Below are 23,603 nucleotides of genomic sequence, written 5' to 3'. Positions count from 1 at the left end.
CGAGGGCGCCCCCGAGGTGCGAGAATGACGGAGCTATGGCAAAGGAAACGGGCAAGAAGCTGGTCGCGCAGAACAAGAAGGCGCGGCACGAATACACCATCCTCGACACCTACGAGTGCGGAATGGTGCTCACCGGAACCGAGGTCAAGTCGCTCCGCGAGGGCCGGGCCAACCTGGTCGACGGCTACGCGTACATCCAGGGCGGCGAGGCCTGGATCGACAACGTCTTCATCCCCGAGTACACCCAGGGCACCTGGACCAACCACTCGGCCCGCCGCAAGCGCAAGTTGCTGCTGCACAAGATGGAGATCCGCAAGCTGGAGTCCAAGGCCAAGGAGACCGGCCACACGCTGGTCCCGCTGTCCCTGTACTTCAAGGACGGCCGCGCGAAGCTCGAAATCGCCCTCGCCGTCGGCAAGAAGCTCTACGACAAGCGGCAGACCCTGCGCGAGCGCCAGGACCGCCGCGAGTCCGACCGCGCCGTTGCCGCGGCCCGCCGCCGGCAGGGCTGAGACCCGCTCTGATCGGACGTCAGGTCAAGGGCGTGCCAACCCGGTTGCATGTGGTGACCGGACGCTTTCGTACGATCTCGGGGTGGACTCCTCACTGCTGAGCGGCTGGCTCCCGTGGACATTGCGCATTCTGGCCCTCGCGGCACTGGGCGCGGCGGTGATTCGGGTCAGCCCGTTCTGGGTGCGCCGCCGGCTGCCGTGGGCGGCCGCCGGGGCACTGGTGGTCACCGGGTTGACGGCCGTCCTGGTGGTGCTGTTCGGCGATGTCCAGGACGGGCTGCCGGTCGGGCTGTGGTTCTGGATGTTCTGCGCCCTGCTGGCGCTCGGCTCGCTCACGTTCGGCCTGCAGGGCGCCCGCTGGTGGAACATGACCGCAGTGCCGATCGCCGCCGCGCTGTCCGTGCTCTGCGGCGCCAACTCGCTGAATGCCGCCACCGGTTACTACCCGAGCGTGGACATCGCGCTGTCCGACCTGGCGGGCGCCCCGGTGCCCCAGCAGATGAGCCTCGGCCAGGCGCTCGGGACGGTCGGCAAGGCCACCGAGGGCCGGGTGGTCGCGGTCGACATCCCGGCGGAGCCCAGCGGGTTCCAGCACCGGCAGGAACTGGTCTACCTGCCGCCGGCCTGGTTCAAGAGCAAGAACCGCCCGCAGTTGCCGGTCGTGGAGATGATCGGCGGCCAGTACATGTCCCCCAGTAACTGGGTGCGGGTGGGCGACGCGGTGAAGACCGCCGACGCCTATGCCGCTGCGCACGACGGCTATGCTCCGGTGCTGGTCTTCGTGGACGCCACCGGCGGTTTCAACGCCGACACCGAGTGCGTCAACGGCCCGGCCGGCAAGGCCCAGGACCATCTGGTCAAGGACATCCCGCCGTTCATCGTGAAGACCTTCGGCACCGCCTCCGGCCCGCGCTCCTGGGCGGCGGCGGGCTGGTCGATGGGCGGCACCTGCGCCCTCGACCTCGGAGTGGTGCACCCCGAGGTTTTCGGGCACTTCGTCGACATGGCGGGCGACCTCGGACCTACCACCGGTAACAAGCAGCAGACCATCGAGAAGCTGTACGGGGGCGATGCCGAGGCGTGGGCCGCGAACGACCCGCTGACGGTGCTGCGCGGCAGGCACGGCGACTACAGCTCCTCCTCCGGCCTGTTCATGGTCGGCGATACCGAGGCCGGCCACATCGCCAACGCCAAGGAACTCGACCGGGCCGCCAACGCGGCCGGCCTGAAGACCCGGGTCGAGGTCCACCCCGGCAAGCACGACTGGCAGTTCGGTGCCTTCGCGTTCAAGGAATCGCTGCCCTGGCTGGCCAAGGAACTCGGCCTGCCGGGCGCGGGCGGCTGACCGGCGGCACTGTCGCAGCTTCGTCACCGTCCACCCGGATGGCGCGGTGCCGCCGCTCGGGCGCCTACCATCCCGGGGTGGACATCTCGTTGTTGGACGGCTGGTTCCCGTGGACGGTGCGGGTGCTCGCCGTCGTCGCACTGCTGGCCGCGATCGGCCGGCCCGGACGCCGCTGGTGGCTGCGCCGGCTGCCGGTGGCGGTCGGCGCGGCGGCCGGCGCGGCGGGGCTGCTCGCCGTCGGGGTGCTGGAGCTGTCGGGAATCACCGACCCGCTTCCCGCCACGCTGTGGGTCTGGCTGGGCGTGGCACTGCTCGCCGCCCTGGTGCTGGTGGCCGGCTGGCGCGGGGCGCGCTGGTGGCACCGGGCGGCGGTGCCCGTCGCGATGCTGGCGGCGGTGCTGGCCGGGGCGAACACGCTGAACGCGGCGACCGGCTACTACCCGACGCTGGGCGACGCGATCGGTGAACTCTCCGGCTCCCCGGTGCCCGACCAGATGAGCCTGGACCAGGCGCTGCAGACCACCGGCCGCACCGGCACCGGCCGGGTGGTCGCGGTGGACGTCCCCGCGGTGCCGAGCGGCTTCGCGCACCGGCAGGAGCTGGTGTACCTGCCGCCGGCCTGGTTCCGCAGCAAGACGCGGCCCAAACTGCCGGTGGTGGAGATGGTCGGCGGCGAGTTCGCCGCCCCCGACAACTGGGTGCGGGCCGGCAACGCGGTGAAGACCGCCGACGCCTACGCGGCCAAGCACAACGGCTTCTCCCCGGTGCTGGTGTTCGCGGACGCCACCGGCGGCTTCAAGGTCGACACCGAATGCGTGGACGGCCCGGCCGGGAACGCCGCCGACCACCTGGTCAAGGACCTGCCGAAGTACGTCGAGAAGACCTTCGACACGTCCGCCGACCCGAAGAAGTGGGCGATGGCCGGCTGGTCGATGGGCGGCACCTGCGCGATCACCCTGACCGCCGCCCACCCCGAGGTGTTCGGCCACTTCCTGGACATCTCCGGCGACCTCGGCCCGTACATCGGCGACAAGCAGCAGACCATCGAGAAGCTGTACGGCGGCGACGCCGCCGCCTGGGCCGCCTACGACCCGCAGACCGTGCTGGCCGCGCACCGCGGCAAGTACAAGGGCGTCACCGGGATGTTCGACGTCGGCGACCAGGAGAGCGGGCAGCTCGCGCACGCCAAGCAGCTGGAGGCGGCGGCCGGGAAGGCCGGGCTGACCACCCGCCTGAACGTCGAGCCCGGGCGGCACGTCTGGCAGTTCGCCGCCGGCGCCTTCGAGCGCCAGCTGCCGTGGCTGGCCCAGCAGTTGGGCACTCCGGGGGCGGCCGCGAAGAACCCGTCGGCCGCCGCTCGTTAATGCGCTGGACCCTTGACGCGCCGCCCGAGTACTATGGCAGCGCATCACCCGGAGGGCCTCGCCCGCCGGTGCTGTTTGTCAAATCAACATGGGGATGATCGGTTTCGACAGTGGCTGTCGAAACAGGAGAAGCGAGCCGAGGAACGCGGCAATGATCTCGTAAACCATCTGTCGCAAAAATATAATCGCCAACTCTAAGCGCGATTCCCAGCAGTTCGCTCTCGCAGCCTGATCTGCGAAAGTGAATGGGTGTCAGCCCGGGGCGTTCCCGACCCGGATCCTGGCATAATCTAGGGAACTCAACCTTCCACTCCGGTCACGGGGGTGGCGGGGAAACCAAACAGTGGCTGGGCCTGTTGGCGGCTTGTCCGCGTGACTGCCAGGGCCGAGAAACTCACAGCGGACTGCGCTCGGAGAAGTCCTGAATCCTCTCCACTGGACCCGGGTTCGATTCCCGGCATCTCCACCACCCCATGTGCATCGCAGAGCCGTCCTCCACCCGGAGGGCGGCTCTCGTGCGTTCCGGGCCGGTCCCCGGTCCGGGCGCCGGTGGGCGGGGGTCCTCGTCCGCGGAACAGTTCATCCCGTAAGATCGTCCGTCCGCCTTTTTCTCCGCACCTCTGGGGGCTCCTTGGGCGCGCACGGCTCTGCCGAGCACCACACCGATACTCTCCGCGACCGCGAGATCGCGGAGGAGCAGCAGCATCTCGACACCGTCTACCAACGGCTCGAGGAGAAGCTCGCCGAGGCGGAGTACATCCTGGAGGACGCCGCGAAGCGCGTGCAGGTCGGCACCCCCGGCGCACTCGCCGAGCGCGACGCCCAGGTGTACCGCGCCGGCGCGCACCTGCAGCGGCTGAACAACGAGTTCGAGGACTTCCTCTTCGGGCGCATCGACCTCCAGCAGGCCGACGCCCCCGAGGAACACGGGATTCCCTCGCAGACACCGATGGACCCGGCCGACCCGGCGGTCGCCGAGAGCCTGCACATCGGCCGGCTCGGCGTGCTCGACGCCGAGTTCGGCCCGCTGGTGATCGACTGGCGGGCCCCGGCGGCCGCACCCTTCTACCGGGCCACGCCGCTGGAGCCGGGCCGGGTGATCCGCCGCCGGGTGATCCGTTCCAAGGGCCGCAAGGTCATCGGCGTCGAGGACGACCTGCTGCGTCCCGACCTGACCCCGACCCTGAACGGCGAGGAACTCGCCGTGGTCGGCGACGGCGCGCTGATGGCGACGCTGGGCCGGGCCCGCGGTCACACGATGCGCGACATCGTCTCGTCCATCCAGAAGGAGCAGGACGAGGTGATCCGGGCGGCCGCCGCCGGCGCCACCCTGGTCACCGGCGGCCCCGGCACCGGCAAGACCGCCGTCGCCCTGCACCGCGCCGCGTTCCTGCTCTACCAGGACCGCCGCCGCTACGCGGGCGGCATCCTGGTGGTCAGCCCGACGGCGCTGCTGGTCTCCTACACCGAGGGCGTGCTGCCCTCGCTGGGCGAGGAGGGCCAGGTGGCGATCCGCGCGGTCGGCAGCCTGGTGGACGGCATCGAGGCGGCCCGCTACGACAGCCCCGAGGTGGCCCGGATCAAGGGCTCCTCGCGGATGGTGCAGCTGCTGCGCAGGGCCGCCCGGGCGGCCCTGGAGCTGGGCGCGCCGACCGAGCTGAAGGTGTTCGCCCGCGGCCAGGCGCTGCGGCTGGACGCGGGCCGGCTGAAGACCGTGCGCGGCAACGTGGTGGGCGGCGGCGGCACCCCGCTCAACCTGCTGCGCCCGCGCGCCCGCCGCCTGCTGCTGGACGCGCTCTGGTCGGAGGCCGTGCGCGACCTGCCGAAGCCGGTCAGCCACGGCGAGCGCGAGCAGCGCCAGGAGGAGCGCGAGTCCTTCGACGAGTACGTCTCCGACGAGGCCGCGTTCCTGAACTTCCTGGACGCCTGGTGGCCGGCCGTCACCCCGCGCCGGGTGCTGGCCACGCTGCGCCAGCACCGGCACACCAACCGGATCGCCCGCCGGGCCGTCACCCCGGAGGAGGCCCGCCTGCTGGCGGCGTCCTGGCGGCACCTGGACGACCGCGGCGCCGGCGACCTGTCGGCGCACGACGTGGCGCTGGTCGACGAGCTTCAGGTACTGCTCGGCGAGCCGGCCCGGCCGAAGGTCCGGGAGGTCGACGCGATCGACCTGCTGACCGGCCTGGAGGAAGTCACCACGTACGGCGAGCGGGCGTACGGGCGGCGCGAGCGCGAGCGTATTCCCGAGGAGCGCCGCGAGTACGCGCACGTGATCGTGGACGAGGCACAGGACCTCACGCCGATGCAGTGGCGGCTGATCGGCCGCCGCGCCCGGATGGCGACCTGGACCATCGTCGGCGACCCGGCGCAGTCGTCCTGGCCGTTCCCCGAGGAGGCGCAGGCGGCGATGGGCGAGGTGCTGGCGGGCAAGCCGCGCCGCCGGCACACGCTGACGGTGAACTACCGCAACCCGGCGGAGATCGCCGAGGTGGCGGCGAAGGTGCTGGCGCTGGCCGCGCCGGGCACCCCGTCGCCGAGCGCGGTCCGGGCCACCGGCGTGCACCCGCGGTTCGCGGCGGTCCGGGACGCCGGCGCGGAGTCCTTCGGCAAGGCCGCCCGGGCCGAGCTGGAGCGGCTGCTGTCCGAGGTGGACGGCACCGTCGCGGTGGTCGTCCCGATGGACCGCCGCGCGGAGGCCGCGTCCTGGACCGAGGGCCTGGGCGACCGGGTGGTGGCGCTGGGCAGCCTGGAGGCGAAGGGCCTGGAGTACGACGCCACGGTGGTCGCCGACCCGACCGGCATCGCCGGCGAGTCCGAGGCGGGCTTGCGGGTGCTGTACGTGGCGCTGACCCGCGCCACCCAGCGGCTGACGGTGCTGTCCGGCCCGGACGACCTGCCGGACGCCGCCGGAGTCCCGGCCCTGCTGAAGTAACGCGAAGGCCCCCCACCAGGAGGTGGGGGGCCTTCGTGAAGCTGAACACCGACCCGCCATGCTCGCCTCGCGGCAAGTGGTCCCTCGAAGGGACGAAGGTTGGGCCCGGGGGCTTGGATCGAGCCGGTGCCGTTCCAATGTAACGCATCGGCGCCCACGGGCAAGGAGGCCCTCTGCCCGGGCCGTGCGGGTTTGTCGGATCCGCACACTCAATGAACGTTATTTCTGGCAAGCACCCGGTAGGTGCGACGATCGATACCTAGCTTGCTGCGCGATTACCAGGCCGGTCACGGTCTGCTGATTCTAGGAAGAAGGACGTCGATGGCGACGGTGCCCAGTGTCTCGAACTCGATCACGGTCCGGTTGGAGGTGCCGGCCACCGGCAACGCGGTGAGCTCCATCACCACCGCGGTCGAGTCCTCCGGCGGCTCGGTCACCGGCCTCGACGTCACCGCCTCCGGCCTGGAGGCGCTGCGCATCGACGTCACCGTCGCGGCGTCCTCGGTGGCGCACGGCCAGGAGATCGTGGAGAAGCTCCGCACGATCGACGGCGTCACCATCGGGAAGGTCTCCGACCGTACGTTCCTGATGCACCTCGGCGGCAAGATCGAGATGTCCTCGAAGCTGCCGATCCGCAACCGTGACGACCTCAGCATGATCTACACCCCGGGTGTGGCCCGGGTGTGCATGGCGATCGCGGAGAACCCCGAGGACGCCCGCCGCCTGACCATCAAGCGCAACTCGGTCGCCGTGGTCACCGACGGCTCCGCGGTGCTGGGCCTGGGCAACATCGGCCCGAAGGCCGCGCTGCCGGTGATGGAGGGCAAGGCGGCGCTGTTCAAGCGCTTCGCGGGCATCGACGCGTGGCCGCTGTGCCTCGACACCCAGGACGCCGACGAGATCGTGGCGATCGTCAAGGCCATCGCCCCGGGCTTCGCCGGCATCAACCTGGAGGACATCTCCGCGCCGCGCTGCTTCGAGATCGAGGCCCGGCTGCGCGAGGCGCTGGACATCCCGGTCTTCCACGACGACCAGCACGGCACCGCGATCGTGGTGCTGGCCGCGCTGACCAACGCGCTGAAGGTGGTCGGCAAGGAGATCGGCGAGATCCGCGTGGTGATGAGCGGTGCCGGCGCCGCCGGCACCGCGATCCTCAAGCTGCTGATGGCCGCGGGCGTCGCGCACGCCACCGTGGCGGACGTGCAGGGCGTGGTCCACCTGGGCCGCGAGGACCTGAACGAGAACCTGCGCTGGATCGCCGAGAACACCAACCGCTCCGGCCGCACCGGCACCCTCAAGGAGGCGGTGGCCGACGCCGACGTCTTCATCGGCGTCTCCGCCCCGAACGTGCTGGACGGCGACGACCTGGCCACCATGGCCAAGGACGCGATCGTCTTCGCGCTGGCCAACCCCGACCCGGAGGTCGACCCGGCGGTGGCCCGGCACACCGCCGCGGTGGTCGCCACCGGCCGCAGCGACTTCCCCAACCAGATCAACAACGTGCTGGTCTTCCCGGGTGTCTTCCGCGGCCTGCTGGACGCCCAGTCCGCCAGCGTCGACACCGAGATGATGCTGGCCGCCGCCCGCGCGCTGGCCACCACCGTCACCGACGACGAGCTGAACGCCAACTACATCATCCCCAGCGTCTTCCACCCGGGTGTCGCCAAGACCGTCGCCGCGGCCGTCCGGGACGCCGCCGTGGCGGCCCGTGGCGGCGCGGAGGCGGCCCCCGCGAAGCCCACCCCGGGCATCGTCGGAACGCTCGACACCGCCGCGTTCCCGGCCGTTCAGCTCTGAGCCGGTGAGCGCCCGGCACGGTCGCCGCGGCCGGATTGCGGCGAACGTGCCGGATCCCTTGCGACACAAGGGAAAGGGGCGTGTTTGGGCTTGTCGGTGCCAGGGCGTACCGTAGCCCTGCGACGGGGTGGCGTGTCCGACAAGTACGGAACGTCCCCAGTTGTGCCACGGCGTGTCGTCCCGGCCGCCGCCCGCCCCGGCCACCCCGGAACCGACGGAGCGTCACACCTCTGTCCGGCGGACGCTGTTCGGGTCAACCACGCCGGTACCCGATTGGCTTTCTCAGTGCCGGTCGAGGCAGGATTCGTACCCAGGCGGGCAGTTTGCGGCGCTTCGCGGTGCGAGCCCGGCCCCTGACCACCCCTCGCCTGAACGAGCACCGTGCCGCGGACCGGCCATGCCTCCGCGTACGGCAGAGCAACAGACCACAGGAGTACACATGAACCGCAGTGAGCTGGTGGCCGCGCTGGCCGAGCGCGCCGAGGTGACCCGCAAGGACGCCGACGCCGTGCTGGCCGCCTTCGCCGAGATCACCGGCGAGGTCGTCGCCAAGGGCGACGAGAAGGTCACCATCCCCGGTTTCCTGACCTTCGAGCGCACCCTGCGCGCCGCCCGCACCGCCCGCAACCCCCAGACCGGCGAGCCGATCCAGATCGCCGAGGGCTTCAGCGTCAAGGTGAGCGCCGGCTCGAAGCTGAAGGAAGCCGCGAAGGGCAAGTGACCCTCCGCTGAACGCACCGGTGGCCGGCCTCCCCTCGGGGAGGCCGGCCACCGGCTTGTTACGGGCCTTGGATCAGGCGGTCAGCTGGACCGCGGCCAGCTCGGCCTCCGACGGCAGCTCGATGTGCGCGCCCAGGTCGCGCAGCTTGTCCATGAAGTTCTCGTAGCCGCGGTTGATCAGGTCGATGCCGTGCACCGTGGAGGTGCCCTCGGCCGCCAGCGCCGCGATCAGGTACGAGAAGCCGCCGCGCAGGTCGGGGATGACCAGCTCGCCGCCCATCAGCTTGGACGGGCCGGAGACCACCGCGGAGTGGTTGAAGTTGCGCGCGCCGAACCGGCACGGGGTGCCGCCCAGGCACTCGCGGTACAGCTGGATGTGCGCGCCCATCTGGTTCAGCGCGCCGGTGAAGCCCAGCCGGGACTCGTACACCGTCTCGTGCACGATCGACAGGCCGGTGGCCTGGGTCAGCGCCACCACCAGCGGCTGCTGCCAGTCGGTCTGGAAGCCCGGGTGGACGTCGGTCTCCAGGGCGATCGCCTTCAGCTCGCCGCCCGGGTGCCAGAAGCGGATGCCCGCGTCGTCGATCTCGTAGGCGCCGCCGACCTTCCGGAAGGTGTTCAGGAAGGTCATCATCGGGATCTGCTCGGCACCGCGGACGTAGATGTCGCCCTTGGTGGCCAGCGCCGCGCAGGCCCACGAGGCGGCCTCCAGGCGGTCCGGCAGCGCCCGGTGGGTGTAGCCGTCCAGCTCGTCCACACCGGTGATCAGGATGGTGCGGTCGGTGCCCAGCGAGATGATCGCGCCCATCTTCTGCAGCACGCAGATCAGGTCGACGATCTCCGGCTCGATCGCGGCGTTGCGCAGCTCGGTGACGCCCTCCGCGAGCACCGCCGTCAGCAGCACCTGCTCGGTGGCGCCGACCGACGGGTACGGCAGCTCGATCTTGGTGCCGCGCAGCCGCTGGGTGGCCACCAGGTAGGTGCCCTGCGGGTGCTTCTCGATGGTGGCGCCGAACTGGCGCAGCACCTCGAAGTGGAAGTCCACCGGCCGGCCGCCGATGTCGCAGCCGCCCAGGCCCGGGATGAACGCGTGGCCGAGACGGTGCAGCAGCGGGCCGCAGAACAGGATCGGGATGCGCGAGGAGCCCGCGTGCGCGTCGATGTCCGCCACGTTGGCGCTCTCGACGTGCGACGGGTCGAGGATCAGCTCGCCCTCCTCGTCGCCGGTGCGGACAGTGACACCGTGCAGCTGCAGCAGGCCGCGGACGACCTTGACGTCCCGGATGTCCGGCACGCTGCGCAGTCTGCTGGGGCCCTGGCCGAGCAGCGCGGCGACCATGGCCTTGGGGACCAGGTTCTTGGCGCCGCGGATCTGGATCTCGCCTTCGAGCGGGTTTCCGCCGTGGACCAGCAGGACGTCGTCGGTCATCGTTCTCGCAATCCGGGGTGCGCAGGGATGTTTTCGGCTGCGGAGCTGAGGGAACGGCCCTTCGCCACCACATAGATGGTAGAGGGTGGGCGATTGGTTCCCGTGTGCCCTATTGGTGATCATGCTGTAAGGGGTGCCCGGCGGCACCGCCATTGGGCCGGACGGGTGGCCTGCCCACGGCCCGCCGGGTGTCCGGCGCGGCCCCTCGGGAGGCATCATGGCAGGCATGGAAGCGGCCCCCTCGTTCACCGGGCGACTGCTCGTGGCGACGCCCGTACTGACCGACCCGAACTTCGCCAGGTCGGTCGTGCTGCTGCTCGACCACGACGCCCAGGGGGCGCTCGGCGTGGTCCTCAACCGGCCCACCCCCGTCGACGTGGCCGCCGTGCTGGACGGCTGGGCGTCGCTGACCGGCGACCCCGCGGTGGTGTTCCAGGGCGGCCCGGTGGGGCTGGACTCGGCGCTGGCGATCGCCGTGGTGCCCGGCGAGGAGACCCACCCCGGGCCGCTCGGCTGGCGGCGGGTGCACGGGGCGATCGGCCTGGTCGATTTGGAGGCCCCGCCGGAGGTGCTGGCCGGGGTGCTCGGTGGCATGCGGGTGTTCGCCGGCTACGCCGGCTGGTCGCCCGGCCAACTGGAGCAGGAGATCGCCGAGGGCGCCTGGTACCCGGTGGAGTGCGAGGCCGGCGACGTCTCCTGCGTGGAGCCGGACCGGATGTGGCGGGCCGTGCTGCGCCGCCAGCGCGGGCCGCTGGCGATGCTCGCCACCTACCCGGACGACCCGATGCTGAACTGACCGGCGGCCTGCTCCCGCATGGTGGCCGGGTTCCGGGCGGCCCCCATAGACTTGGCACCCATGAGCACTCTTGAGCCCGAGCGCGGCCTCGGCACCGGCACCCTGGTCGAGCCCGTCCCGCAGACTTCGCACGGGGACGGCGACCACGAGCGCTTCGCCCACTACGTCCAGAAGGACAAGATCATGGAGAGCGCGCTCTCCGGGTCCCCCGTGGTGGCGCTGTGCGGCAAGGTCTGGGTGCCCGGCCGCGACCCGAAGAAGTACCCGGTCTGCCCGATGTGCAAGGAGATCTTCGACGGGCTGAACAACCCGGGCGGGGACGACAAGAAGGACTGACCGTCCGACCTGTGCGATGCCCCCGAGTGGTCTATGCCAATCGGGGTTCACCGGGGCAGGATGAGGCGCATGGACCTCATCCCTGCCCCGTTGCACGTCCGGACCCCCGCCGACACCGCCCCGTTCGAGCTGCACGCCGGCACCCGGATCGCCGCCGCCCCCGGCACCGAGGGCGTGGCCCGTCGGCTGCGCGCCGAACTGTCCGCCGCCACCGGCCTCGACCTGGACCCGGCCCCCGCAGGGCAGGACGGTGACCTCGTGCTCGCGCTGGACGACACCCTCGCCGCCGAGGAGTACCGGCTGAGCGCCGGCCCGGACGCGGTACGGCTCACCGGCGGCGGCGCCGCCGGTCTGTCGCACGCCGCGCAGACCCTGCGCCAGCTGCTCGGCCCCGCCGCGTACCGCACCGCGCCGCTGCCCGGCGCGCGCTGGACGGTGCCCGCGGTGGAGATCCACGACGCGCCCCGGTTCGGCTGGCGCGGCGCGCTGCTGGACGTCTCCCGGCACTTCATGCCCAAGGCCGGGGTGCTGCGGTTCATCGACCAGCTGGCCGCCCACAAGCTCAACGTCCTGCACTTCCACCTGACCGACGACCAGGGCTGGCGGATCGAGGTCAAGCGCTACCCGAAGCTCACCGGGACCGCGTCCTGGCGGGAGCGGTCGATGGTCGGCTTCCGGGCCGGCAAGCGGCACGACGACCAGCCGCACGGCGGCTACTACACCCAGGACGACCTGCGCGAGATCGTCGCCTACGCCGCCGCCCGGCACATCACCGTCGTCCCCGAGGTCGACCTGCCCGGCCACAACCAGGCCGCCATCGCCGCCTACCCCGAGCTCGGCAACACCGACGTGGTGGACACCGCCGCGCTCGGCACCTGGACCGACTGGGGTGTCAGCGAGAACATCCTGAACGCCTCCGAGGCCACCCTGCGGTTCTACGAGCACGTGCTGGAGGAGGTGCTGGAGATCTTCCCCTCCACCTTCGTCCACCTCGGCGGCGACGAGTGCCCCAAGGACCAGTGGAAGTCCAGCCCCGCCGCGCAGGCCCGGATCGCCGAACTCGGCCTCGCCGACGAGTTCGAGCTGCAGAGCCACGTCATCCGGCACTTCGACAACTGGCTGGCCGAGCGCGGCCGCCGCCTGATCGGCTGGGACGAGATCCTGGAGGGCGGCCTCGCTCCCGGCGCCGCCGTCTCCTCCTGGCGCGGCTACGAGGGCGGCATCGCCGCAGCTCAGGCCGGCCACGACGTGGTGATGTGCCCCGAGCAGCACGTCTACCTCGACCACCGGCAGGCCGGCGGCGAGGACGAGCCCGTGCCGGTCGGCTGGGTGCGCACGCTGGAGGACGTCTACCGCTTCGAGCCCGTCCCGCCGCAGCTCGACGAGCAGGCCGCCCGGCACGTCATCGGCACCCAGGCCAACATCTGGACCGAGTTCATGCTCGACGGCCGGGACGTCGACTACAAGGTGTTCCCGCGGCTGGTCGCGTTCGCCGAGGTCGCCTGGTCCGACCTGCCGCGCGACCCCGACGCGCGCGACTGGGCCGGTTTCGAGACCCGGATGGCCGGCCACTACCCGCGCCTGGACGCCCTCGGCATCGAGTACCGCCGCCCCGAGGGCCCGCTCCCCTGGCAGCGCAAGCCCGGCATCGTCGGCCGGCCGATCGACGGGCGTCCCGGCGCCGGTCCGGCCGTCGGCTAGGACGTACCGGAACTCCGGGCGCGGCCGCCTCGTCATGATCAAGTGAACAACCGATCACCTGGACAGGCCCGGTCGTCTTCGCGCCCGGAGTTGTCCCGAGTTGTTCGGACCTGTCCGCGACCTCGGAAATGATCAGCGGTCTTTGTGTGCCAGAGTTGCCCAACCCGCACCGATCGCCCGTACCCTACGGGCGGCAGGCCGCACTGCAAATGGAGCACGGTGGGAACCTGGTGAACCGGACGATCATGATGCCGTCCTCGGTCGACGAGGCGGTCGAAGCGCTGGCCGCCACCCCCGGGGCGGTGCCGGTGGCGGGCGCCACCGACCTGATGGAGGCCGTCAACGGCGGACGGCTGCGGCCCGCCGCCCTGATCGGACTCGGCCGGATCACCGAACTGCGCGGCTGGCGCTACGAGGACGGCGGCACCGCCGTCCTCGGCGCCGGGCTCACCCACGCCCGGATGGACCGCCCCGACTTCGCCGCACTGATCCCCGCCCTCGCCGACGCCGCCCGCACCGCCGGACCCCCGCAGGTGCGCAACGTCGGCACCCTCGGCGGCAACATCGCCACCGGTGCCCCCGCCGGCGACACCCTCCCGGTGCTCGCCGCCCTCGAAGCCACCGCCACCCTCGCCCGGCCCGGCACCGTCCGCGACGTCCCGATCAGCCACCTGCTCACCGGACTCGACCCGCTGCGCCCCGGCGAACTCCTCACCTGGGTGCGGGTGCCGCTGCTGCACGCCCCCCAGGTGTTCCTCAAATCCACCGGCCGCAGCGGCCCGTCCCGCGCCGCCGCCTCCGTCGCGCTCGTCCTCGACCCCGCCCGGCGCGGCGTGCGCTGCGCCGTCGGCGCCGTCGCCCCCGTCCCGCTGCGGCCGCTGGAGGCCGAGAACTGGGTGGCCGGCTGCATCGACTGGGACGCCCGCGGCCAGGACGGCGCGGTCCTGATCGATCCGGCCGCGCTCGCCGCGTTCGGCGAATACGTGGCCGGCGCCTGCGTCCCCGAGGGCGGGGCGCCCGACGAGGGGGCGGGCCCGGCGGCCGCCCGCCTGCGGCGTACCGTGGCCGTGCTGGCCCGCCGGGCGCTGGGAAGGGCGCTGAAGAAGTGACCGACGAACTGCTGAACCACCCCGGGGCGCTCACCGGTGACGTGCGCCCCACCGCCTCGTACACGCTGCGCGTCAACGGCGTCGAACGACCCGTCAGCGACGCCTGGATCGGCGAGAGCCTGCTGTACGTGCTGCGCGAACGCCTCGGCCTGGCCGGCGCCAAGGACGGCTGCGAACAGGGCGAGTGCGGAGCCTGCTCGGTGCAGGTCGACGGACAGCTGGTGAACGGCTGCCTGATGCCCGCCGCGCTCGCCGCCGACAGCGAGATCAACACCGTCGAGGGCCTGTCCGGCACCGGCGGCGCCAGCGACGTCCAGCAAGCGCTCGCCGACTCCGGCGCCGTCCAGTGCGGCTACTGCACCCCCGGCCTCGCGATGGCCGTCCACGACCTGCTGCAGCGCAACCACCGCCCCAGCGAGATCGAGGCCCGCCAGGCACTGTGCGGCAACCTGTGCCGCTGCACCGGCTACCGGGGCGCACTCGCCGCCGTCCAGGCCGTCGCCGACGCCCGCGAAGCCGCCCTCGAAGCGGAACTCGACGCCGCCGAACAGGCCGCCGCCACCGCCACCGACACACCCCGGCCGCCCGCGCCCGAACCCGCCCGGGCCACCGAGCAGTCCTTCTCCGACCTCGCGCTGGCCGGCGAGCTCCCGCTCTACGCCGACTCCGAACTCTGGCACGAGGCCGACCAGTTGATCCCCCCGCAGGCCCAGGCCGAGCCCGCTCCGCAGGCCTGGTCCGGCACCCCCGCGCACGGCACCGCCGTCCCCGTCGGCTGGGAACCCACCCCCGCCCACGGCACCACCGCCGACGCCGCCGTCTACGGCACCCCCGCCCACGGCACCCCGTACCTGCCCACCCCGCCGCACGGCATCCCGCACCAGGACGCCGGCATCTACGACACGGCCCCGCCCCCCGGCACACCGCCGCAGGACGCGGGCGCCTACGACGGCACCGTCTACGCCACCGACGGCTACGGACACCAGTACACCGGCTACGACGCCACCCCCGCCCACGGCATCAGGCTCCCCGAGGACGAGAACGCATGACCTCCGCCACCGAGCTCCCGGCGGCCGCCCCCGCGGACGACGAGACCGGCTCCACCGGACTCGGCAGCTCCCCGCTGCGCACCGACGCCCTCCCCAAGGCACTCGGCATCTACCCGTACGCCGCCGACCTGTGGGCCGAAGGGCTGCTCTGGGGCGCCGTGCTGCGCTCCCCGCACCCGCACGCCCGGATCGTCTCCGTCGACACCTCCGCCGCGCTCGCCGTCCCCGGCGTGCACGCCGTGGTCACCGCCGCCGACCTGCCCGCCGGGCCCGACGGCGCACCCGGCGGGGCCGTCGTCGCCGACCGGCCGGTGCTCGCCTCCGGCGTGGTGCGCCACCACGGCGAACCCGTCGCCGCCGTCGCCGCCGACCACCCCGACACCGCCCGGCTCGCCGCCGCCGCGATCCTGGTCGAGTACGAGGTCCTGGAACCCGTCACCGACCCCGAAGCCGCCTTCCACGCCCCGCCGCTGCACCCCGACGGCAACCTGCTGCGCCACCTGCCGCTGCGCACCGGCAACCCCGACGCCGTCGGCGAGATCGTCGTCGAGGGCCTCTACCAGGTCGGCCGGCAGGACCCCGCCCCGATCGGCGCCGAGGCCGGCCTCGCCGTGCCCCGCCCCGACGGCGGCGTCGAACTGCACCTGTCCTCCACCGACCCGCACGGCGACCGCGACCGCACCGCCGCCTGCCTCGGCCTCGAACCCGACCGGGTCCGGCTCGTCGTCACCGGCGTGCCCGGCGCCAGCACCGACCGCGAGGACCTGTCCTTCCAGGTCACCCTGGCGCTGCTCGCGCTGCGCACCGGCCGCCCCGTCAAGATGACACTCACCCGCGCCGAGTCCTTCCAGGCGCACCCCACCCGGCACCCCGCACTCCTGCGCTACCGCCACCACGCCGACGCCGAAGGCAAGTTGGTGAAGGTCGAGGCGCAGATCCTGCTCGACGGCGGCGCCTACGCCGAGGTCTCCGCCGAGGCGCTCGCCGCCGCCGTCGCGTTCTCCGTCGGCCCCTACACCTGCCCCAACGTCTTCGTCGACGCCTGGGCGGTGCGCACCAACAACCCGCCCGCCGGACGGATGCGCGGCGAGGGCGCGCTGCAGACCTGCTTCGCGTACGAGTCGCAGCTCGACCAGCTCGCCAAGCAACTCGGCGTCGACCCGGTGGAGATCCGCCGCCGCAACGCGATGTCCACCGGCGACCCGCTGCCCACCGGACAGGCCGTCACCTGCCCCGCCCCCGTCACCGCACTGCTCGACGCGCTCGCCGACTCCCCGCTGCCCGCCCTCCCGCTGGACGACCCGGAGGCCGACTGGCTGCTGCCCGGCGGCCCCGGCGGGGCCGGCGACCCCGCCGCCGTGCGCCGCGGCATCGGCTACGCCGTCGGCATGGTGCACATGCTCGGCGCGGAGGGCGAGGACGAGGTCTCCACCGCGACCGTCCGGGTCTCCGGCGACCACGCCACCGTGATCTGCGCGGCCGTCGACTCCGGGCAGGGCTTCGCCACCCTGGCCCGCCAGATCGTCCAGTCGGTGCTCGGCGTCAGCGAGGTCTACATCGCGCCCGTCGACTCCGACCAGACCTCCGCCGGCCCCGCCGCCCGCAGCCGGCACACCTGGGTCTCCGGCGGCGCGGTCGAACGGGCCGCGCTGATGGTCCGCCACCAGATGCTGCAGCCGATCGCCGCCGACTTCGGCATGTCCGTCGAACTGCTCACCATCAGCGACGGGAAAATCACCTCGTACGACGGTGTGCTCGGCATGCCCGTCAGCCAGGCCCTCGAAGGCCGCGAACTCTGGGCCACCGCCCAGTGCCGCCCGCACCCCACCGAACCCCTCGACCCCGAGACCGGACAGGGCGACGCCTTCGTCTCCATCGCGTTCTGCGCGATGCGCGCCGTCGTCGACGTCGACATCGAACTCGGCGCCGTCCGGGTCGTCGACGTGACCGTCGCCCAGGAAGTCGGCCGCGCCCTCAACCCCCGCCAGATCGAAAACCGCATCGAAGGCGCCGTCGCCCAGGGCGTCGGACTCGCCCTGCTGGAGAACCTCCGCACCGAACACGGCATCCCCCTCAACGCCTCCCTCACCGGCTACCGCCTGCCCACCGCCCTCGACACCCCCGACATCCGGATCGCCGCCCTCCTCGAAGAACGCGACGTCGTCGCCCCCTTCGGCGCGAAAGCCGTCAGCGCCGCCCCCGCCGTCGTCGCCCCCGCCGCCGTAGCCGCCGCCGTCCGCGCCGCCACCGGCCTCCCCGTCGGCCGGCTTCCCATCCTGCCGGAGGACGCGATCCTCGCCTGACGGTCCGCCACTCGCTGCCCGGCGCGGGTGCGCCGGGCAGTGGGGGCGGGGCGATTCAGTAGACGGTCAGTCAGGAGTCCTGTCAGGGCCGCAGTTGGCGGTCGCCAGGCCGGATCAAGGCCCGAATCCCGCCCGCCGTTCCGGGCCGTGGCAGGCAGTCGGGTCGTGGCTGGGCGAAATGTAGTGGGCTCGTCACCAGGGGTCTGCGCAGCGACCGGGCCGGGCGATACGATCGGACTGTCCTGCGTTCCGGGGGCGTTGCGAGAACGAACGGGCTGTCACTCGACTGACGGGGTACTGATGAGGCTGACGAGACTCACGCGCGTGCTCGGCGCGACCACGCTGACCGCGGGCTTCCTGCTTGCAGGACTGCCGGCGGCGTCCGCGGACCAGGTGCGTGACGGGCAATGGGCGAACCAGCTCTTCAACCTCGACAAGGTGTGGTCGATCACCAGGGGCGAGGGCGTCACCGTCGCGGTCATCGACGAGGGAGTGGATGCCAACCACCCGGACCTTGCGGGCCGTGTGTTGCCCGGGTACGACCCGAGCGGTGGCGGTAACGAAGTGAAGCCCACCGACCCGCACGGTACCCAGGTGGCGAGCCTGATTGCCGGCCAGGGCCACGGCAGTGGCAATGGCGACGGTGTGGTGGGCCTGGCTCCCGGGGCCAAGATCCTGCCGATTTACAAGGTGAACTCTCGTGGCAGCAACGGGGTTCCAGAGGGTATCAAGTGGGCGGTGGATCACGATGCAAAGGTGATCAACATTTCGCTGGGCAGTGCGGATCCCAGTGAGCGTGATCGGGACGCGATTGCCTATGCCTACCAGCACGATGTCTTGGTCGTGGCCGCCACTGGCAACGACGGAGCTTCGGTGGGGTATCCCGCCGCGTTCCCGGGGGTCCTCGCCGTTGGCGCGGTCGCTCAGGACCTGAAAATCTGGCCAAAGTCCAACTATGGTCCGGAAGTGCTCCTTTCGGCACCCGGCGTGCAGATTGTCGCTGCAGGCGCCTGCGGTGGGAGTCAGTACTGCAGGGAGGCCGGTACCTCGTTCGCGGCTCCGTATGTCTCTGCTGCTGCGGCTCTGGTGCGGGCGAAGTTCCCGAAGTTGACGGCCGGCCAAGTCGCGGAGCGGTTGGTCAAGTCTGCATCGCGGCCAACAGGGGTGAGCAAGCTTCCCGACGAGCACTACGGCTATGGCGTTGTCCGCCCGTACGAGGCGCTGACGATGGATATTCCGGCGGGGTCCGCCCAGGGGCCGTTGGCACTTCCGTCCGGCGTGAACGATGGCGGCTCGAGTCCTGCGGCCAGCGCCGGGGCGACCGCCGGCAGTGGAAGTTCCGCTGATCCAGGTTCCGGCCTTGGGAATCCTGGGGCGGCGCCGGAGCTGAAGCAGTCGAAGACCTCGACCACTCCGCTGATCCTCGGTGCGGCCGGCGGCGCGGTGGTGTTGCTCATCGTGATCATCGCGATCGTGGTGGCGAACAGCCGGAGGCGCAACCGGTCGCAGGGCATTCCCGCGCAGCCGGGCGGGCCGGCTCCGTACGGTGCTCCGCAGGGTTGGCCGCCGGCTCAGGCTCAGCAGCCGCCGTACGGCCAGCAGCAGGGAGCTCCGCAGTACGGTCAGCAGCCGCCGCCGGGCTACCCGCCCCAGCCGCCGACGTCCTATCAGAACCCTTACCAGGGACAGTAATCAGGCGCGTCGAGGGCGTGTCAATGCGCCCTCGAAACGCGATACGATCGAACGCTCTGAGCAAACGGTCAGCCCACCCGCCAGAGCGCTACCACGGGGAAGTTTCGACACTCCAGGGGGAGAGGGCCTCGTGTCCGACGGATTCAGCGTAAACCCGGATGAGCTGGAGGCAGTCGTCAAGCGACTGCGGGCCCTCCAGCAGAACATCAGCACCTGCGGCACCAACACGAAGTACAAGACCGACATCTCTCGGGATGCCTTCGGCGGCAACTTCGTCGAGGCGCAGGCGCTGTATGACGCGCACGGCAAGATGCAGGCGTTCCTGACCAAGACGATCGCGGATCTTGACGCCCTGATCAACGAGTACGGCGACAAGACCCAGCTCGCTCATGCCAGGTACACCGGCGTTGAGCTCGACAAGCAGGCGACGATGAACCAGCTGAACCCGAGGACGGTCTGACATGGCGTCACACAAGACTCCGTTCGACAGCTACGCCCTCATCCCGCTCAAGGACATGGTCGGGCACTCCAGCCCGGACCGGATCCGCGAGGTCGGCGATCACTGGAAGAACGTTCACCAGGAACTGAACGACGTCGCCGCGAAGCTGCAGGAGGCCGTGCAGCACGCCTCCGCGAACTGGGAGGGTGCTGCGGCCCAGGGCTTCGCGCAGAAGGGCGGTCAGATCCAGCAGAGCCTGACCAACACCGCTGCACATGCGTCGAACACTTCGGTCGCCATGGACTATGCGGCAACCGCGTTGCAGCAGACCAAGTCGACGATGGGCCAGATCAAGGTTCCCAGCCTCTGGGACCGGGCTGTCAAGACCGTGAACGACGGCTTCGCCTCCTCCGACGAAGGCCTCAAGCGCGACCTCGCCTCGGGGATGAACCGCATCGACGCGGTGAACAAGAACGCCCATGAACTGTCGGCGACCGAGGTCGCCCACCAGTACGCGATCGGCGTCATGGAGCACCTCGGCCCCCAGTACCTCGAGGCGGCGAGCTATCTGGACAGTCCGCCATCGAGGGTCGGTGACGGCGAGACCCGCGAGGCCTTTCCGCCCCCGCCGCAGGTCAGCCCCCCGCCCGGGCACACCCCGCCCAGCTCCCCGATGCCGAAGTACCCCGAGGGGCACCCGAAGGACCTGCCCCCGCCCGGGTATGTGCCGCCGGGTGACCCGCGGGCTCCGATGCCCGGGATCCCGAACCAGCCGAATCCGCTGCCGCCCGGGCACGGCGGGGTGGTGCCTTCGCCGGGGCAGCCCTGGACTCCGCCTGCGGGGACGGGGCTGGACGGGTGGACTCCGCCTGACACCGGGGTCGGCGGGGGCGGTCACCCCGGTGGTGGGCTGCCTGGTGGGGTGGGAACCCTGCCGGGGCCCGGTACTGGTGGTGGCGGGTCCGGTGGTGGTGGCATCGGCGGTGGCGGTGTCTACCTGCCCGGCGGCGGTGGCCTGCCTGGTGGCGGGTCCGGTGGCGGCGGCCGTGGCGGTGGCGGCGGTGGCCGTGTCGGCGGCGGTCTTCCGACCGGCGGGCTCGGGACCGGTGGTGCCGGCGGTGGCAAGGTCGGCGGTTCCGCCGGTGCTGGTGCCGGTGCAGGCGGCAAGGCCGGTGGTGTCGGCGGTGCCGGTGCCGGCGGCGCGGGTGCTGCGGGTGGCCGTGGTGCGGCCGGTGCCGGTGGTATGGGCGGCGGCATGCACGGTGGCGGCATGGGTGGTGCCGGTGGCGCGAAGGGCGGTGCCGGCGCCAAGGGCGGCAGCGGCCTGGTGCGCAAGGCCGGTGGCACGATCGGTGGGACCAAGGCCGGCGGTGCCGGTGGCCGTGCGTTCACCGAGGGCGGTTCGGGCATCGGCAAGGGCCGGTCTGCCGGACAGGGCGGTGCGGCCGGTATGCACGGCGCGCCGGGTTCCGGGAGCGCCAACCGGAAGAAGAAGAACGAGGGTCACCGTCCCGACTACCTGGTCGAGGACGAGGAGACCTGGCGCGGTGGCACGGCGAACCCCGGGGTCATCGAGTAGCAAGAGGCGGTAGGCAGCGGCGGGCGCCGGTGATGGTCCTGAGGGATCGTCGCCGGCGCCCGTTGTCATGAGGTGCTATGAGGCGCCGACAGCGGCGAAAAGGGGAATGGAAATGGAAATGGGCAGCGGAATTCACCGGGCGCGGCGGTGCACATTTCGCGCCCGGTGAATTCCGGGAGAGACCGTGACGGGATTCGAACCCGTGTTAACCGTTTTGCAGACGGTTCCCTGGACCACTCGGGTACACGGTCGTGAAGGGGTGCGCGCAGGCGTCAACCAGCCTGTCGGCGCGGGGGAGTTGCGGTCAGGCGCAACAGGAGAGGGAACACCGGCAGCCGGGACAGGAGGCACAGGTGCGGGGCGCTGCGAGGGCCGCCGTCTTCCTGTTCATCGCCTTCTCCTGCCGTCGGGGGCTGCTCCGGTTCGTTCCGGTGAATTCACTATAGCGGGCCGGACTCGGGCGGCGTCAATGGAAAGCGGGAATTCGTCGATGAATTCCGTGTGTCGGCGCTGTGCTACGGTCGGATCGAGGCGGGTGCTGGTGGCCCGTCCCGGACGAGGTGCGTCGTACCCGGTATGACAAGACGGCGCGGTAGGTGGTTCGACTACTGCGAGGAGTCCGTCGTCATGGCGTGGGTGGTTCTGATCGTTGCCGGTGTGCTGGAGACCGTCTGGGCGGTGGCCCTGGAGGCCAGCAAGGGGTTCTCGCGACTGGTGCCGAGTGTGGTGTTCCTGGTGGGGCTGGTGCTGTCGATGGGCGGGCTGGCGTACGCGATGCGGTCGATCCCGTTGGGGACGGGCTACGCGGTGTGGGTGGGCATCGGCGCGGTGGGGACGGCGCTGTACGGGATGGTGGCGCTGGGGGACGCGGTGAGTGCGGCCCGGATCACCTGCCTGGTGCTGATCATGGCGGGGGTGGTGGGGCTGAAGGTGCTGCACTGAGGCCCGGCGGGTCCTAGGGCCGGCGGCGGAGGTCCCGTTCCGTCGAAGGGCCGTCCGAGAGGCCGTCCACGGGTCAGGATCAAACGGCCAGGACGGCACTTACCATATCGAGGTGACCACCACCTCCCCGGCCGAAACGGCACTACCGCAGCAGATATCCGACGACGGCACGGGAGGGGTGCTCAGCGGGCCCTGGCGGGCGTTGACGCTGGGCATCGTCTCGGTGGTGCTGCTGCTGGCGTTCGAGGCGACCGCCGTGAACACCGCGATGCCGACCGCGGCCCAGCAGCTCGACGGCATCGGCCTGTACGCGTTCGCGTTCTCCGCGTACTTCACCACCACACTGCTGGCGATGGTGGTGTCGGGGCAGTGGTGTGACCGGCGCGGGCCGCTGGCGCCGCTGTTCACCGGGATCGCGGTGTTCGCGGCCGGACTGGTGACGGCCGGCACCGCCGTGAACATGTGGATGTTCGTCGCGGGCCGGGCGGTGCAGGGTCTGGGCGGCGGGCTGGTGATCGTCGCGCTGTACGTGGTGGTCGGCCGGGCGTTCCCGGAGCGGCTGCGGCCGGCGGTGTTCGCGGCGTTCTCGGCGGCCTGGGTGCTGCCGTCGATCCTCGGCCCGGTGATCTCCGGTGCGGTCACCCAGAACCTCGGCTGGCGCTGGGTGTTCCTCGCGGTGCCGGCGCTGGTGCTGCTGCCGCTCGCGGTGATGGGCCCCGCGCTGCGCCGCTCCGAGCGCCGTCAGCCGCCGCTCAAGGCGCAGCCGTACGACTGGCGGCGGACCCGGGACGCGGCGATGGTCGCGGTCGGTGCGGCGCTGCTGCAGTACGCGGGTCAGCGGCTGGACGTCTGGGCGCTGCTGCCGGCGGCCGCGGGGGTGGCGCTGATCGGTCCGGCGGTGCTGCGGCTGCTGCCGAAGGGGACGCTGCGGGCGGCCCGCGGCCTGCCGACGGTGATCCTGCTGCGCGGGCTGGCGGCGGGCGCGTTCTTCGCGGCCGAGCTGTTCATCCCGCTGATGATGCAGACCCAGCGCGGCCTGTCGGTGACGATGGCGGGCCTGACGCTGGCGCCGGGCGGTCTGTCCTGGGCGCTGGGGTCGTGGCTGCAGGGCCGACCGGGCGCGGAGCGCTACCGGGGGGCGATGATCCGGTACGGGTTCGTGCTGACGGCGGTGGCGATCGGCGCGGCGGCGCTGGTGCTGTTCTCGTCGGTGCCGGTGTGGGTGACGGCGGCGGCCTGGGCGGTCGGCGGCGCCGGCATGGGTCTGGCGATCGCCAGCATCAGCGTGCTGATGATGAAGCTGTCGGCGCCGGAGGAGACGGGTGAGAACTCGGCGGCGCTGCAGCTGAGCGACGCGCTGGGCAACGTGCTGCTGACCGGTCTGGCGGGCGTGCTGTTCGCGGCGCTGGGCGGCGGCGCGGTGAGCGCGGTGGCCCAGGACGCGGCGCTGCCGGCCGGGGCGTTCGCGGCGGTGTTCCTGACCATGCCGGTGGTGGCGCTGCTCGGTGCGGCGCTCGCCGGCCGGGCGGCGGTGGCCCGGGCGGAGAGCTGACGGGCC

General features: G+C 71.9%; 18 protein-coding genes, 1 tRNA gene, 1 other RNA gene and 1 riboswitch. Of the genes, 18 read left to right on the top strand and 2 right to left on the bottom strand.

The genetic code is table 11. The features are described from left to right. Window positions 1-35 precede the first annotated feature (35 nt). From smpB to ACIHEI_RS22585, 7 genes are all read left to right on the top strand, one after another. Window positions 36-512: an SsrA-binding protein SmpB gene (smpB, locus tag ACIHEI_RS22615; RefSeq protein WP_387647568.1), complete on the top strand. Its 477-nt coding sequence runs from the start codon at window positions 36-38 to the stop codon at window positions 510-512. An 82-nt stretch (window positions 513-594) separates the two neighbouring features. Continuing rightward, window positions 595-1,857 carry an alpha/beta hydrolase gene (locus ACIHEI_RS22610; RefSeq protein ID WP_396607841.1) on the top strand — a complete coding sequence of 421 codons (1,263 nt, stop codon included), beginning with the start codon at window positions 595-597 and terminating at the stop codon, window positions 1,855-1,857. A 77-nt stretch (window positions 1,858-1,934) separates the two neighbouring features. Next, window positions 1,935-3,221 carry an alpha/beta hydrolase gene (locus tag ACIHEI_RS22605; RefSeq protein WP_396607840.1) on the top strand — a complete coding sequence of 429 codons (1,287 nt, stop codon included), beginning with the start codon at window positions 1,935-1,937 and terminating at the stop codon, window positions 3,219-3,221. A gap of 90 nt (window positions 3,222-3,311) precedes the next feature. Next, window positions 3,312-3,690, top strand: a transfer-messenger RNA (tmRNA) gene (gene ssrA / locus ACIHEI_RS22600). A gap of 162 nt (window positions 3,691-3,852) precedes the next feature. After that, entirely contained in the window at window positions 3,853-6,153 is a 2,301-nt protein-coding gene (locus ACIHEI_RS22595) for a HelD family protein (RefSeq protein ID WP_396607839.1), read from the top strand. Window positions 6,154-6,474: 321 nt separating this feature from the next. After that, entirely contained in the window at window positions 6,475-7,950 is a 1,476-nt protein-coding gene (locus ACIHEI_RS22590) for an NAD-dependent malic enzyme (RefSeq protein WP_387647559.1), read from the top strand. 439 nt (window positions 7,951-8,389) lie between these two features. After that, entirely contained in the window at window positions 8,390-8,671 is a 282-nt protein-coding gene (locus tag ACIHEI_RS22585; protein WP_014136004.1) for an HU family DNA-binding protein, read from the top strand. A gap of 72 nt (window positions 8,672-8,743) precedes the next feature. Here the strand turns inward: ACIHEI_RS22585 and murA are convergent, their stop codons facing one another. After that, window positions 8,744-10,099 carry a UDP-N-acetylglucosamine 1-carboxyvinyltransferase gene (gene murA / locus ACIHEI_RS22580; RefSeq protein WP_387647556.1) on the bottom strand — a complete coding sequence of 452 codons (1,356 nt, stop codon included), beginning with the start codon at window positions 10,097-10,099 and terminating at the stop codon, window positions 8,744-8,746. A gap of 217 nt (window positions 10,100-10,316) precedes the next feature. Here murA and ACIHEI_RS22575 point away from each other — a divergent pair, with 217 nt between their 5' ends. The 9 genes from ACIHEI_RS22575 to ACIHEI_RS22535 all read left to right on the top strand — a co-directional run bounded on the left by ACIHEI_RS22575 (window position 10,317) and on the right by ACIHEI_RS22535 (window position 21,103). Next, the gene (locus tag ACIHEI_RS22575; RefSeq protein ID WP_387647553.1) at window positions 10,317-10,895 is read left to right on the top strand and encodes a YqgE/AlgH family protein; all 579 of its coding nucleotides are present in this window, start codon (window positions 10,317-10,319) and stop codon (window positions 10,893-10,895) included. A 60-nt stretch (window positions 10,896-10,955) separates the two neighbouring features. Next, on the top strand, window positions 10,956-11,231 hold the full coding sequence (locus ACIHEI_RS22570) for a DUF3039 domain-containing protein (RefSeq protein ID WP_030459614.1): 276 nt from the start codon (window positions 10,956-10,958) through the stop codon (window positions 11,229-11,231). A gap of 69 nt (window positions 11,232-11,300) precedes the next feature. After that, entirely contained in the window at window positions 11,301-12,932 is a 1,632-nt protein-coding gene (locus ACIHEI_RS22565; protein ID WP_396607838.1) for a beta-N-acetylhexosaminidase, read from the top strand. 209 nt (window positions 12,933-13,141) lie between these two features. Next, entirely contained in the window at window positions 13,142-14,041 is a 900-nt protein-coding gene (locus ACIHEI_RS22560) for an FAD binding domain-containing protein (RefSeq protein ID WP_387647548.1), read from the top strand. Further along, window positions 14,038-15,090 carry a (2Fe-2S)-binding protein gene (locus ACIHEI_RS22555; protein WP_392947151.1) on the top strand — a complete coding sequence of 351 codons (1,053 nt, stop codon included), beginning with the start codon at window positions 14,038-14,040 and terminating at the stop codon, window positions 15,088-15,090. Before ACIHEI_RS22560 ends, ACIHEI_RS22555 begins: the two co-directional genes overlap by 4 nt. After that, complete coding sequence (locus ACIHEI_RS22550) at window positions 15,087-17,393, top strand: xanthine dehydrogenase family protein molybdopterin-binding subunit (protein ID WP_396607837.1); 2,307 nt, start codon at window positions 15,087-15,089, stop codon at window positions 17,391-17,393. The genes ACIHEI_RS22555 and ACIHEI_RS22550 overlap by 4 nt, the downstream gene beginning before the upstream one ends. Window positions 17,394-17,717: 324 nt before the next feature. Continuing rightward, window positions 17,718-19,085, top strand: coding sequence for a S8 family serine peptidase (locus ACIHEI_RS22545; protein ID WP_396607836.1), 1,368 nt, complete (start codon window positions 17,718-17,720; stop codon window positions 19,083-19,085). Between the two features lie 130 nt (window positions 19,086-19,215). After that, a complete protein-coding gene (locus ACIHEI_RS22540; RefSeq protein ID WP_392947143.1) occupies window positions 19,216-19,545 on the top strand; it encodes a hypothetical protein in 330 nt (109 codons plus the stop codon). 1 nt (window position 19,546) lies between these two features. Continuing rightward, window positions 19,547-21,103 carry a hypothetical protein gene (locus ACIHEI_RS22535; RefSeq protein ID WP_396607835.1) on the top strand — a complete coding sequence of 519 codons (1,557 nt, stop codon included), beginning with the start codon at window positions 19,547-19,549 and terminating at the stop codon, window positions 21,101-21,103. 179 nt (window positions 21,104-21,282) lie between these two features. Here ACIHEI_RS22535 and ACIHEI_RS22530 read toward each other — a convergent pair. Further along, window positions 21,283-21,354 (bottom strand) — tRNA-Cys (locus ACIHEI_RS22530). Window positions 21,355-21,630: 276 nt separating this feature from the next. Continuing rightward, window positions 21,631-21,697: riboswitch (guanidine-III (ykkC-III) riboswitch) on the top strand. A gap of 33 nt (window positions 21,698-21,730) precedes the next feature. Here ACIHEI_RS22530 and ACIHEI_RS22525 point away from each other — a divergent pair. Both ACIHEI_RS22525 and ACIHEI_RS22520 read left to right on the top strand, forming a co-directional pair. Then, window positions 21,731-22,045: a DMT family transporter gene (locus ACIHEI_RS22525; RefSeq protein WP_396607834.1), complete on the top strand. Its 315-nt coding sequence runs from the start codon at window positions 21,731-21,733 to the stop codon at window positions 22,043-22,045. Between the two features lie 112 nt (window positions 22,046-22,157). Next, window positions 22,158-23,597 carry an MFS transporter gene (locus ACIHEI_RS22520; RefSeq protein ID WP_396607833.1) on the top strand — a complete coding sequence of 480 codons (1,440 nt, stop codon included), beginning with the start codon at window positions 22,158-22,160 and terminating at the stop codon, window positions 23,595-23,597. The last annotated feature ends 6 nt before the right edge of the window (window positions 23,598-23,603 follow it).

It is taken from the genome of Kitasatospora sp. NPDC051984, assembly GCF_044593455.1.
Lineage (GTDB): Bacteria > Actinomycetota > Actinomycetes > Streptomycetales > Streptomycetaceae > Kitasatospora.
This window is presented reverse-complemented; position numbering and strand designations above follow the sequence as displayed.